At 67.7% G+C, this 12,410-nt stretch carries 13 protein-coding genes; 8 read left to right on the top strand and 5 right to left on the bottom strand.

The genetic code is table 11. The features are described from left to right. The first annotated feature begins 105 nt into the window (after positions 1-105). The 5 genes from ACIHA7_RS16220 to ACIHA7_RS16240 all read left to right on the top strand — a co-directional run bounded on the left by ACIHA7_RS16220 (position 106) and on the right by ACIHA7_RS16240 (position 4,964). Entirely contained in the window at positions 106-1,020 is a 915-nt protein-coding gene (locus tag ACIHA7_RS16220; protein ID WP_397290014.1) for an ACP S-malonyltransferase, read from the top strand. 117 nt (positions 1,021-1,137) lie between these two features. Beyond that, positions 1,138-1,437 carry a meromycolate extension acyl carrier protein AcpM gene (gene acpM, locus ACIHA7_RS16225; protein ID WP_107655016.1) on the top strand — a complete coding sequence of 100 codons (300 nt, stop codon included), beginning with the start codon at positions 1,138-1,140 and terminating at the stop codon, positions 1,435-1,437. Positions 1,438-1,447: 10 nt separating this feature from the next. Continuing rightward, entirely contained in the window at positions 1,448-2,698 is a 1,251-nt protein-coding gene (locus ACIHA7_RS16230; RefSeq protein WP_397290016.1) for a KasA/KasB family beta-ketoacyl-ACP synthase, read from the top strand. 124 nt (positions 2,699-2,822) lie between these two features. Then, complete coding sequence (locus ACIHA7_RS16235) at positions 2,823-4,256, top strand: acyl-CoA carboxylase subunit beta (RefSeq protein ID WP_397290018.1); 1,434 nt, start codon at positions 2,823-2,825, stop codon at positions 4,254-4,256. A gap of 228 nt (positions 4,257-4,484) precedes the next feature. After that, on the top strand, positions 4,485-4,964 hold the full coding sequence (locus tag ACIHA7_RS16240; protein WP_397290020.1) for a winged helix-turn-helix transcriptional regulator: 480 nt from the start codon (positions 4,485-4,487) through the stop codon (positions 4,962-4,964). Here ACIHA7_RS16240 and ACIHA7_RS16245 read toward each other — a convergent pair. Next, positions 4,937-5,632 (bottom strand): nitroreductase, encoded by a 696-nt coding sequence (locus tag ACIHA7_RS16245; RefSeq protein WP_397290022.1) that lies wholly within the window; start codon positions 5,630-5,632, stop codon positions 4,937-4,939. The two genes, ACIHA7_RS16240 and ACIHA7_RS16245, sit on opposite strands and share 28 nt — an antisense overlap. 286 nt (positions 5,633-5,918) lie before the next feature. Between ACIHA7_RS16245 and ACIHA7_RS16250 the strand changes: the two genes are divergently transcribed. Then, a complete protein-coding gene (locus ACIHA7_RS16250; protein WP_397290024.1) occupies positions 5,919-7,790 on the top strand; it encodes an Eco57I restriction-modification methylase domain-containing protein in 1,872 nt (623 codons plus the stop codon). Between the two features lie 3 nt (positions 7,791-7,793). Here the strand turns inward: ACIHA7_RS16250 and ACIHA7_RS16255 are convergent, their stop codons facing one another. Beyond that, positions 7,794-8,399 carry a TetR/AcrR family transcriptional regulator gene (locus tag ACIHA7_RS16255; RefSeq protein ID WP_397290026.1) on the bottom strand — a complete coding sequence of 202 codons (606 nt, stop codon included), beginning with the start codon at positions 8,397-8,399 and terminating at the stop codon, positions 7,794-7,796. Between the two features lie 223 nt (positions 8,400-8,622). On the opposite strand from ACIHA7_RS16255, the gene ACIHA7_RS16260 reads away from it, so the two are divergent. Next, on the top strand, positions 8,623-9,435 hold the full coding sequence (locus tag ACIHA7_RS16260; protein ID WP_397290028.1) for an SDR family NAD(P)-dependent oxidoreductase: 813 nt from the start codon (positions 8,623-8,625) through the stop codon (positions 9,433-9,435). Between the two features lie 104 nt (positions 9,436-9,539). Next, positions 9,540-10,532: a GAF domain-containing protein gene (locus ACIHA7_RS16265; protein WP_397290031.1), complete on the top strand. Its 993-nt coding sequence runs from the start codon at positions 9,540-9,542 to the stop codon at positions 10,530-10,532. A gap of 24 nt (positions 10,533-10,556) precedes the next feature. On the opposite strand, the gene ACIHA7_RS16270 is transcribed toward ACIHA7_RS16265, so the two are convergent. From ACIHA7_RS16270 to ACIHA7_RS16280, 3 genes are all read right to left on the bottom strand, one after another. After that, positions 10,557-10,733, bottom strand: coding sequence for a hypothetical protein (locus ACIHA7_RS16270; RefSeq protein WP_397290033.1), 177 nt, complete (start codon positions 10,731-10,733; stop codon positions 10,557-10,559). 179 nt (positions 10,734-10,912) lie between these two features. Then, positions 10,913-11,428: a gamma carbonic anhydrase family protein gene (locus ACIHA7_RS16275; protein WP_397290035.1), complete on the bottom strand. Its 516-nt coding sequence runs from the start codon at positions 11,426-11,428 to the stop codon at positions 10,913-10,915. Next, positions 11,425-12,387 carry a GlxA family transcriptional regulator gene (locus ACIHA7_RS16280; RefSeq protein ID WP_397290037.1) on the bottom strand — a complete coding sequence of 321 codons (963 nt, stop codon included), beginning with the start codon at positions 12,385-12,387 and terminating at the stop codon, positions 11,425-11,427. The genes ACIHA7_RS16275 and ACIHA7_RS16280 overlap by 4 nt, the downstream gene beginning before the upstream one ends. Positions 12,388-12,410 lie beyond the last annotated feature (23 nt).

Below are 12,410 nucleotides of genomic sequence, written 5' to 3' on the forward strand. Positions count from 1 at the left end.
CGGCCGACTCACGTGGTCTTTTGTGGGACCTCCACAAAACGCGAGGGCAAGCTTCATTCGCGTCGACATCTCCTGCGAGGCGCCTCACAGTGTTCTCTTAGGGGTGTGATCGCGTTGTTCGCCCCTGGACAGGGGTCCCAGACTCCCGGCATGCTCGCGCCTTGGCTCGATCTCCCTGGCGCGACTGACCGGCTTATCCTCTGGTCCATGGCCTCCGGCCTGGATCTTGTTCGCCTCGGCACCACCGCGACGGCGGAAGAGATTACCGATACCGCCGTGACCCAGCCGCTCGTCGTGGCCGCCGCGCTGCTCGCCTACGCGGAAATCCCCACGGATTCACTTCCGGCCGCTACCATCGTCGCCGGGCACTCGGTCGGTGAACTCGCCGCCGCCGCGGTCGCCGGGGTCATCTCCCCGGATGACGCGGTGAAATTGGCCGCCATCCGCGGAGCGGAGATGGCCAAGGCGTGCGCGTTGGAACCGACCGGCATGTCCGCGGTGCTCGGTGGCGATGAGGCAACCGTGCTCGCTCGGCTCGCGGAACTCGATCTCATTCCGGCCAACCGCAACGCGGCGGGCCAGATCGTGGCCGCAGGCCGGTTGGACGCGCTGGCGGAACTCGCCGCGAACCCGCCGGAACGGGCACGGGTTCGCGCGTTGCCCGTCGCGGGTGCCTTCCACACCGCGTTCATGGCGTCGGCCCAGGAGGCTGTGACCGATGCCATAGCGCAGATCGTGCCGAACGACCCGACCAGGACTTTGCTGTCGAACTTCGACGGCAAGCCGGTTACCTCGGGACGCGACGCGGTCGCCAAGCTCGCTGCCCAGGTCACCCGGCCCGTTCGCTGGGACCTGTGCACCCAAACCGTAAGGCAGGCAGAGGTTTCCATGGTGGCGGAGTTGCCGCCTGCGGGGACCCTGGTCGGCATTGCGAAACGGGAACTGAAGGGCGTGCGCACACTGGCCCTGAAGACCCCGGAAGACCTCCCCGCGTTGGCCGGAGTCAGCATCTCCGGCTAGCTTTCCTGCGCGGCCATGCATCGATATGCACGGCTGTGACCGAGCGGACGTAACCATCGGCCGTCTCGATCCGAAAACAGTACGAGCCCTACAAAGAACCAAGAAGGGAGCCACGAAGTGGCCGCTCTGACCCAGGAACAAATCGTCGAGGAACTCGGCAAGATCATCGAAGAGGTGACGGGTATCGAACCCTCCGAGGTGACGATCGAGAAGTCCTTCGTCGATGACCTGGACATCGACTCGCTGTCCATGGTCGAGATCGCGGTGCAGACCGAGGACAAGTACGGCGTGAAGATCCCGGACGAGGATCTGGCCAGCCTGAAGACGGTCGGCGACGCTGTCGGCTACATCCAGAAGCTCGAGGCCGAGAACGCTGACGCGGCCGCGGAGCTCAAGGCCAAGTTCGACGCCGAGTAGGGCCGACACTGTGACCACTCCTTCCACTTTGAACGGGAATTTCCCCAACGTCGTCGTCACTAGCCTGGCGGCGACCACGTCGATCGCTGGTGATGTCGATGCGACGTGGAAGGGACTCCTCAACGGCGAGAGCGGTATCGACGTTCTCGAGGATTCCTTCGTCGAGGAATACGACCTTCCGGTCCGCATCGGCGGCCACCTGAAGGTTCGGCCCGAGACCCTGCTGACCCGAGTCGAGTGCCGGCGCATGGCGTACGTCGAGCAGCTCGCGACCGTTCTCGGTCGCGAAGTCTGGCGTAACGCGGGCAGCCCGGAGGTCGACCCGGAACGGCTGGGTGTGGCCATCGGCACCGGGTTGGGTGGCGGCGACGCCCTCATCGACTCGGTGGACAAGCTGAAGAGCGGTGGCTATCGCAAGATTTCGCCGTTGGCTGTGCAGATGGTCATGCCGAACGGTCCTTCGGCCGTTGTCGGCCTCGAATTGAAGGCCAGGGCAGGAGTGGTCACTCCGGTCTCGGCATGCTCATCCGGCTCCGAGGCCATCGCCAACGCATGGCGGATGATCGTCATGGGCGATGCGGACATGGTCGTCACCGGTGGCGTCGAGGGTTACATCGACGCGGTGCCGATCGCGGCGTTCAGCATGATGCGTGCCATGAGCACCCGCAACGACGATCCGAAGGGTGCCTCGCGCCCGTTCGACAAGGATCGCGACGGCTTCGTCTTCGGTGAGGCGGGTGCCCTGATGGTCATCGAGACCGAGGAGCACGCCAAGGCACGTGGCGCCACCATCCACGCTCGCCTGCTGGGTGCCGGCATCACCTCCGACGGCTTCCACCTCGTCGCGCCCGCCCCCGATGGCGTCGGCGCGGCACGGGCGATGACCCGGGCGATCCAGACCGCTGGTCTGACCGCGAAGGACATCACCCACGTCAACGCTCACGCGACCGCGACCCCGATCGGCGACACCGCCGAAGCGAACGCGATCAACCTGGCGATTGGCAAGCACGCTTCGGTGTACGCCCCGAAATCCGCACTGGGACACTCGATCGGCGCCGTCGGCGCGCTCGAGTCCGTGCTCACCGTGCTCAGCATCCGGGACGGCATCGTCCCGCCGACGCTGAACCTGGAGAACCAGGATCCGGCCATCGATCTGGATGTGGTGCACGGTGAGGCACGCCGCCAGGAGATCGAGTACGCGATCAACAACTCCTTCGGTTTCGGTGGGCACAATGTCGCGCTCGCCTTCGGTCGGGCATAGCCGCCTGAACCGAATCGACTGCACAGCGACCCCGGCGGGATCGGGCCATCAGGCCTGGCCCCGCCGGGGTCGACATTCTGCAGCCGCGGTTGCGGCGCACTCATTCAGGTGAGGAGAAAACGCGATGACCATCATTGCTCCCGCGTTTCAACAAGACACAGCGTCTGATCCGCGTGATCCGCTCGGTCGACTGCAGCGCTTCTTCGATCCCGGAACCCTTCTGCCGCTCCACCCGCGCGACAAGTCCGGTGTGCTCGCCGCCATCGGCGAGGTAGACGGGGTCCGCACCGTCGCCTACTGCTCCGACGCCACCGTGATGGGCGGTGCGATGGGCGTCGACGGGTGCAAGCACATCGTCGACGCGATCGACACCGCCATCGACTCCAGCCTGCCGATCGTCGGTATCTGGCACTCCGGCGGCGCCCGCCTGGCCGAGGGTGTCGAGGCTTTGCACGCCGTCGGCCTGGTCTTCGAGGCCATGGTTCGCGCGTCCGGCCTGGTACCGCAGATCTCGGTGGTCGTCGGCTTCGCCGCCGGTGGCGCCGCCTACGGTCCCGCGCTCACCGACATCGTGATCATGGCCCCCGAGGGCCGCATCTTCGTGACCGGCCCGGACGTGGTGCGCAGCGTGACCGGCGAGCAGGTCGACATGGCCACGCTCGGCGGCCCGGCTACGCACGGCAAGAAGTCCGGCGTCACCCACATCGTCGCCGACGACGAGGCCGACGCGGTGCATCGCGCGCGTCGCCTGGTGTCGATGTTCGCAGAACAGGGTGAGTTCGATCTGGTCGCGGCCGAGCACGGCGACGTCGACCTGAAGGCGATGCTGCCCGAATCGGCCAAGCGCGCCTACGACGTGAAGCCGATCATTCACGAGCTGCTCGACAACGTCGACGGCGAGAGTTCGTTCGAGGAACTGCAGGGCGGTTACGCGCGCAGCATCGTCACCGGTCTCGGCAGGCTGGCCGGGCGCACCGTCGGCGTGCTCGCCAACAACCCGATCCGGCTCGGCGGCTGCCTCAACTCCGAAAGTGCCGAGAAGGCGGCGCGTTTCGTGCGGATGTGCAACTCCTTCGGTATTCCGCTCGTCGTGCTCACCGACGTTCCCGGGTACCTGCCCGGCGTCAGCATGGAGTGGGAAGGGGTGGTGCGCCGCGGTGCGAAGTTGCTGCATGCCTTCGCGGAGGCGCGCGTGCCTCGGGTCACCCTGGTCACCCGCAAGATCTACGGTGGGGCCTACATCGCGATGAACGCCCGCGCGCTCGGCGCGACGGCGGTGTACGCGTGGCCCGGGTCCGAGGTCGCGGTGATGGGGGCCAAGGCTGCGGTCGGCATTCTGCACAAGAAGGCGCTGGCCGCCGCGCCCGACGACGAGCGGGAAGCATTGCACGAGCGCCTCACTGCTGAGCACGAGCGCATCGCGGGTGGGGTCGAGCGGGCAGTGGCGATCGGTGTGGTCGACGAGGTGATCGATCCGGCCAAGACACGCAGCACCATCGCCGCCGCGCTGGCCGCTGCGCCGTCGCGAGCCAGTCACTTGAAGAACATTCCGCTCTGATCTGAAGCGCGAACAGTGGGCCCCGGGTAGTCCCGGGGCCCACTGTCGTTGTCCCGCAACGCTTCTCCCATACCGCCACCGTCAGCAGAACCGCCACGACCCCAGGGCTCGCAAACAACAGCCGCACTAGTTCTCGGGATCCGCGCTCCCCGCGGGTGTCAGTGCTGGTGCGTATCCCGGGAGATAGTGCAGATCGTTGACGACGGGCAAGGTCGGTAGCATCGGGAGGTGCGCTATGAGGAGCTTGCCGACGTGCCGTGTTCCATCACGCGGCCGCTCGTGATCTTCGGCGATCGGTGGACATTGCTGATTCTGAAGTTCGCGTTCTCCGGGATCCGGCGGTTCAACGGGTTTCAGAGCGCGCTCGGTATCTCGCGTAGTCGGCTGCAGGACCGGCTGGATCGGCTGATCGAGCACGGGATTCTGGTGAAGCAGAAGGCTGCGGTGGGGGCGTACGAGGAGTACCGGCTCACGCAGAAGGGGCATGACATCTACCCGATCCTGATGGCCATCCGGGACTGGGGTGACACGTACATGGCGCCCGAAGGTGCGCCGGTGCGCTACACCCATCAGGGCTGCACGGGTGAGGCGCACGCGGGGCTCGAATGCGATGTGTGCGGTCAGGAGCTGACCGCGCGGGATGTGATTCCCGAGCCGGGGCCAGGACTCCTCGAATCGGGTCAGTCGGCGAACCAGGTTGCTACCTGATCCACGTCCTCGCGTGAGGTGCGGAAGCTGTTGATCGGATGCTCGGTGTCCGGGTAGCCGAACGAGATGCCTGCGACCACCCGGCGATTGTCCGGTATGCCGAAATAGGCGCGGAGGAACGGGGCATACGACGCCAGCGCCGCCTGCGGTGCCGCACCGAGACCGAGGCTCTGCGCGCCGAGCAGGAAGTTGCCGATGTACAGGCCGCAGTCGACGGCACCGTAGACGCCGAGATCGGCCTCGGTGGTCACGATCGCCACATGCGGTGCGTCGAACAGTTCGAAGTTGCGTAGCGCCTGGCGCATCGTCTGCTCGCGGTCGCCCTTGCCGATGCCGACACTGTCGTACAGCCGCAGACCGCACTCGCGCCTGCGGTCCCGGAACACGCCCGTGTATTGCGCGGGGAACTCGAAATCCGGCTCCGGCGTTGCGGTTTGGATGTGTGCGAGCAGTTCCGCGCGGAAGCGGTCGGTGCCGGTGCCCTCGGTCACCGCCACCTGCCAGGGCTGAGTGTTGCACCACGAGGCGGTGCGCTGTGCCACCCGCAACAGCTGCTCGATGACCTCGTGCGGCACCGGGTCGGCGCGGAACTGCCGACAGGTCCAGCGTTCGTCGAGCAGTCTGGACAATGCCGTGTACTGCGCGGTGTCCACATCGGCTGTCGTCATTCCGCTCCTCGGTTTTGGTTCTATTTTGAGACTGAACGCTAGCATCGAAAGGCCTGTGGCGGAATGGTGCAAGGTCAGGCAACGGTGACTGCAGGGGCGCGGCGACTCGAGACGTGCCGGTTGCGAGGTAGGGCGACCGGAAGGTCGACCTGGGCGTGTGCGGCGGAAATCGGCAACGCAGGGGCGGCCTGGCGAACGCGGTGGCACGGCGCCGTCGAACTGGGCGGTCGGATCGAGTGCAGGCATTGTCGGGCCATGAGCCCGCTGACAAGGCAGAATCCAGCGCATGGCTTTCGGAGCCCCCGCCGCGCGTGATCGCAAGCGGCACGGCAGGCACTACACGCCGCCGGTGCTCGCGCGGTTTCTGGCGCAGCGGCTGCTCACGCACCTGCCGCGGCCCGAATCCGGGGTGTTGCGGGTGCTCGATCCGGCGTGTGGTGACGGGGAGCTGCTGTTCGCTCTCCGGGACGAGGCGGCGACTCGGCTGCCCGGCGTTCGGGTCGAGTCGACCGGGTATGACCTGGACGCGGGGGCGCTCGCGGTGGCGCGGGCGCGGGAGCCGGGAGCCGGCGTCGACTGGCATGTCGGTGACTTCCTCACCGCGTCCCACGAGCTTGCGGCGGCGTCGTTCGATGCCGTGATCACGAATCCGCCCTATGTGCGGACCCAGCAGCTGGGCGGTGCCACCGCGCAGCTGCTCAGCAAGCAGTTCGGGTTGCGCGGGCGGATCGATCTGACGCATCCGTTCGTCGCGACGCTGCCGCGTCTGCTGTGCCCAGGCGGTGCGCTGGGTTTGTTGTGCGCCAACAGGTTCCTGACGACCAAGGCAGGCACCAACATTCGGCGGTTGCTGCTTGCCGAACTGGCGCCGGTCGAGTTGTACGACCTGGGAGACACCAAGCTCTTCGAGGCGGCGGTACTTCCCGCGATAACCATCGCTACGCGTGCTGAGTACGGCGGGCAATGCCGTTACGCCTCGGCCTATGAGACCGATGTCAGCGAAAATGCCTCGGAGATGGACCTTTTCGGCGCGTTGACCGGTGACGGCTGTTGCCTCGTCGCGCACAATGGGCGGACCTTCGCGGTGGAGGTCGGCACACTGGTGACGGGCCATGCCCCGCCGGAAGAGCCTGGGACGCAGGAGCTTTACCCCGCCCGCATCGAGGCAAGCCGTGCCGAGCAGCGCGAACCCCTCCGCCCCGAGCGCAGGCTGCAACCTGGAACGTCTCCCGCACGGACTTTGCGAGCGCCCGATTCGCAGTCGGCTGAACTACCGGTTGCCCCACTCCGCGCAACCGCCCGGCGCACATCGGAACCCGAGACCGCGTGGCGCATGTCCAATGCCGAGGTCGACTCCTGGCTGGATGCCATCGCCGCGGCGACATGGAAGACCTTCGGCGAGGTCGCCCGAATCCGGGTGGGCATCAAGACAACTGCGGATCGGGTGTTCATTTCGGATCGGTGGGCCGAGGTCGAGCCGCCTCCCGAACCGGAGCTGTTGCGCGAGCTGATCACGCATCATGATCTGGAACCGTGGCGGATCGTCCGGGCGCGGGACACCCGCGTGCTGTACCCCTACGACTGCGGCCAGCCGCGCCGCACTCCTATCGATCTGAACGAATTCCCTTGTGCTGCGGAGTATCTGCGCACCCACAAGGACACGTTGTCGGCCCGCCACTACCTCGGCGCGAGCGGGCGTGAGTGGTTCGAGATCTGGGTGCCCCAGCGTCCGCAGCTGTGGTGCGAGCCGAAGCTGGTGTTTCCGGATATCAGCGATCGGCCGCGGTTCGCGCTCGACCGGTCGGGGGCGGTGGTGAACGGTGACTGCTATTGGATCTCGCTACCGGATCTGGCCGGGACGCCGTCCGCCGCGGATCTGCTCGCGTATCTGCTGATGGGCGTGGCCAATTCGGCGCTGGGTCTGCGGTTCTACGACGCGGTGTGCGGCAACCGGCTGTACTCGGGGAGGCGCCGGTGGATCACGCAGTATGTGACGCGGCTACCGCTGCCGAATCCGGATTCACCATCCGCGGCGGCCATCATCGAGCTGGCGCGCGAGTTCGTCGACGGCCGGGTGCCGGACGCGGCGGCGCGAACCGAGCTGGACGAGCGGGTCGCAGCGGCGTTCGGGGTGGCCCCCGCGCTGCACGCCTTCTGAGCCTTACGCGGTGACGTGCACGCCCACCATGGGCAGCAGGGTGCGGCGGGCGAACTCGCGGGCGGCGTCGCGGTCGGCGACCGGGATGAGCCCGTCGGGGGTGAGGGCCAGGGAGAGCGCGAGCCGGGCCATGATTTCGGCGACCAGGTCGGCGTCGAAATCGTGGGTGTTCTCGGTGTCGCGGAGTTCGCGCAGCTTTTCGGCCAGGTAGCCGCGGCCCACGGCGAGGATCGGGCCCGCGTCGGTGGTGAGCCGGGGCAGGATCAGGTCCGGTTCGGTGCGCAGCAGCCGGCGCAGCAGCTCGTTGTTCGCGATCGCGGTGATGAAGGCGACGAAGATCTCCACCAGCTGGTCCTCGGAGCCGTTGACGGCCTGTACCTGCTTGTCGATCATCGTGACGAAACGCTGTGCTTCGCGCACACTCACCGCTTCGACCAGCTCGTTCTTCGATTCGAAGCGGCGGTACAGAGTGGCGGGGCTGATGCCGGCGCGGCGGGCGATCTCACCCATGCTGGTCCGCTTGATGCCGAAGTCCAGGAACGCCGACAGCGCGCTCTCCAGGAGCTTCTCGCCGTCGGCGACGGGCTTGTCCAAGATGCGCTGCAGCATGGGCGGAACACTTGGCATCTGGTCTCCAGTCGATTCGTGCGAGGGCCGGCGTGCGGGGATGGCGTCGCGACGGTGCGGGTGATGGGCCTTCATTATTTCACCGGCCTCCGGCGGCTCGTCCGAGGATCGCCGGATTGGCGTCCAGGTCGCGCGTCCAGCTTTGTCTGGTTAGCCTCTGTGGATATCCGATTTGGATGTCGGGTGGGCTGGAAAGGGTTGAGCCGTGGCGTATTTCGCGAATCGGGTGGTGGCGATCACGGGAGCGGGGTCCGGCATCGGCCGCGAACTGGCACTGGCCCTGGCCGCCGACGGCGCCCTGCTGGCGCTGTCGGACAAGTCGGCCGACGCCGTCGCCGAGACCGCGAAACGCTGCGCCGAGGTGGGCCATGAGCCGGCGGTGAGCACGGTGGACGTCACCGACCGCGCGGCGGTGCTGGACCATGCCGCGGCGACCGCGGCGCGGTACGGGCGGGTCGAGGCGCTGTTCAACAATGCCGGAATCCTGCATGTCGGCAGTGTGGCGGACTCGCCGTTCAGTGATTTCGAGCACGTGATGGACGTGGACTTCTGGGGAGTCGTCAACGGCACCAAGGCTTTTCTGCCGTATCTGCTGGCCGCCGAGCGGGCGCACGTGGTGAACATGTCCTCGGCGTTCGGGTTGGTTGGCATGGCCCAGCACGCGCCGTACAACTCGGCGAAGTTCGCGGTGCGCGGCTTCACCGACTCGCTGCGCCAGGACATGCGGGCGGCGGGCGGCAGGGTCCGGGTGACCGGGGTCTATCCCGGCGGCGTGCTCACCTCCATCGCGCGGTCGGCGAGCGTCGCGCCCGGCATCGACGCGGCGGCGGTCGCGCGCCGGTTCGAAGGGCATGTCGCGCGCACCAGCCCGGCCGCGGCGGCCAGGACGATTCTGCGCGGCGCCGCGCGCGGCGAGGCGAAGGTGCTCGTCGGACTGGACGCCCTTCTTGTGGACCTGGTCACAAGGTTCGCGGGCGCGTATCACGAACGGGTGCTGGACATGGTATTTCGTTCCTGACCGTGCGCACCCGCGCGGTCGGGAACGGATGATGGTGAAATGGCAACTGGTCGAACGTTTCTCGTGACGGTGTCCGATCGGGCACGATCGATCGGACGCGACTGATGGCGAAATGGATCCTGGTCGAGTGCTTTTCCGGCGTGCCCGGCAAGGTGATCGCGTTCGGTGTCACGCCGAAGTCTTTCGTGCCGCTGCGCAATATCGTGCGCAACCCGCTGTCGCTCGCGGACGCGGAAGCCGCCCTCGTGCGGGCCTGCCGGATTCGCGAACCGGTCGCGCATGTGTCGGACGACGGTAGGCGCACGGTGCGGGCCGAGCCGCTGCTCATCACGCCGGAGCGGGCGCATGCCGTCCGGCTGTGGGTTGGCCCGGTGCGCGAGCCGCTGCCGCCGCGAGAACCGGTGGGGGCGTGGTACTTCAACCTCACCACCAATCGGTCGGTGCGCAGCGTGGATCTCCTGGATTTGTACGGTGTGGCGCCCGAGGACCGGGCGGCGGAGGTGGCCATCGCGGGCGCGTTCACCCGGTTGGTCACCAACCGGGACGAGAGCGAGGCGCTGGCGAAGATCGTGAACTCCGCGCCCGGTACCGAGCATCAGGCGGTGTGGACCGTCCGCCGCGACGACGGGGCCTTGCGCGCAGGGCATTTCGCCTGCCGGATCATTATCGAGCCCGATGCCGACGGGCACGAGGAGGTCTTGTTCCGCGGGGTGACCCAGGACATCGGTGCCGCGACCGCGGTGCCCGCCGCGCCGCCGCCGATGATCCTGGAGTACCAACTGCTGGAGGCGTCCACGGCGCCGGGGGAGTACCGGGCCATCATGAATCTTCGTTCGCTGCAATTGATTCGGTGGATCGGGCCGCCGATGCCCGAGATCGCCTGGGCGGATCTGCCCGGTCAGCCCGCGCCGCAGATCCATCCGGACGATCTGGCGGCCGCGCAGGCCATGTCGCGGGAGTTGGCGCGGCATCGCACCGAGGGCACGCTACGGCTGCGCCGGGTGGATGGTGGCTGGCAGTCGGTGCGCGTGCGGGCCGCGCTGATGGTGCTGGATCAGCACACCACGGCCGGGCTGGCCACGGTCACCGCCGGCTGACCCGCGGTGACCGTGGGATGACGATCACTGGCGCGGTAAGTCCAGCGCCGCCATCTCCTGCTCGATCGCGTTGGCGGCGAAATCGACACCGCTGGAACGCAATTCGTGGACTCGTCGCTGTAATGCCTCGATGCCGCCCGGTTGAGCGGCGATGTCGGCCACGCTGATCCGCCCCGTGGACCGGTGCATACTCGACTGCATGTACGCCATCATCGTGAAACCTCCTGCCTGCACGCTTCTGCACCCACCGACCCAGGTGGGTTAACCACTGCGCTACAAGCCGCACGACAACCGTGTCGGCAGGAGACCCCGGGTCACCGGGCACGCTGGCCGAATGTTATCAGCGATTCCTACTGGTCGCTTGATCAGTGTGTGCTGTCTCACACCTCTTTTGCGGCACGGTGATTGGCCGTGTTGTGTAGGTACACAGCCCCATTCAGCTTTATGCCGTCCTGCTCGGCCTCGCTGAGCTCACGCCGGACCTTGCCCGGCACTCCGGCGACGAGCGAGCCGGGCGGAATCTGCGCGCCCTCCGGAATCAGCGCGTTGGCCGCGATCAAACTGCCCGCGCCGATCACCGCGCCGTTGAGCACGGTGGCGCCCATCCCGACGAGCACGTCGTCGCCGACCGTGCAGCCGTGCAGGATCGCGTTGTGCCCGACCGACACCCCGCTGCCGACGGTGAGCGGAAAGCCGGGATCGGCGTGCAGTACGCAGCCGTCCTGGATGTTGGTCCGCTCGCCGACGCTGATCGCCTCGAGGTCACCGCGCAGCACGGCGCTGTACCAAACGCTGACCTCGGCCGCGAGCCGGACCCGGCCGATCACCGTCGCGTTGGGCGCGACCCACGCCGCCTCGTCGATCTCCGGGGCGAACTCACCGATCTGAATCCTCATGCGGACGAACCTAGCCGTGCCCCCTGGAACAACGCGCGGTGGGCGGCCGGGCTGGTGCCGAGGATGCGGTGGAAATGGTGGCGCAGGCTGACGGCGGTGCCGAAGCCGGTGTCGGTGGCGATGCGGTCCATGGTGTCGTCGGTGGTTTCCAGCAGCAGCCTGGCGCGGTCCGCGCGCTGGTGCAGCAGCCACTGCTGCGGGCTGTTGCCGGTGCGATCGCGGAAGCGGCGGGTGAAGGTGCGCCGCGACATCAGCGCGACCCTGGCCCAGCCGTCGAGGTCGATCGACTCGCCGAGATGTGTTCGCGCCCAGACCATCGCGCGTTCGATGGGGTCGTCATCGGCGGCGTCGGGGATCGCGATCGGGATGTACTGGGCCTGCGAGCCGCTGCGGTGCGGTGCGGTGACCAGGTCCCTGGCCAGTTCGGTGGCCACGCGGCTGCCGAGGTCGGTGCGCACCAGGTGCAAGCAGCAGTCGAGGGCGGCGGCTACACCTGCGGACGTGACCACGTCGCCCAGGTCCGACCACAGGGTGTCGGCGCGCACGCGGACCGCGGGGAAGGCGCGGGCCAGCTGGGCGGCGGCCGCCCAGTGCGTGGTCACCTCGCGGCCATCGGCCAGCCCGCTGGCCGCAACGGCCCACGAGCCGAGGCAGAGGCCGGCGATCCTGGCGCCTGCCGCGTGGGCCTGATGCAGCGCGCTGCGGAGTTCGTCCGAGACCGGCAGATCGCATTCCCAGGCCGGGATCACCACCGTGTCCGCCCGGATCAGCCGGTCGAGTCCGTGTCGCACCTCGATGTCGAAACCTGCTGGGGTGTGCAGAGTTCCGGGCTTCTCGGCGCAGACGTCCACCTGATACAGCGCCGGGCCGTGGACGCCGACGCGGCCGAACACCAGGCTTGGCACGGACAGGTGGAAGGGGCTCATGCCGTCATAGGCGAGGACGGCTACGGTATGCATGGCCCGATTTTAGCGGTAGGCGG

The sequence above is a fragment of the Nocardia sp. NPDC052316 genome, from assembly GCF_044547795.1.
Lineage (GTDB): Bacteria > Actinomycetota > Actinomycetes > Mycobacteriales > Mycobacteriaceae > Nocardia.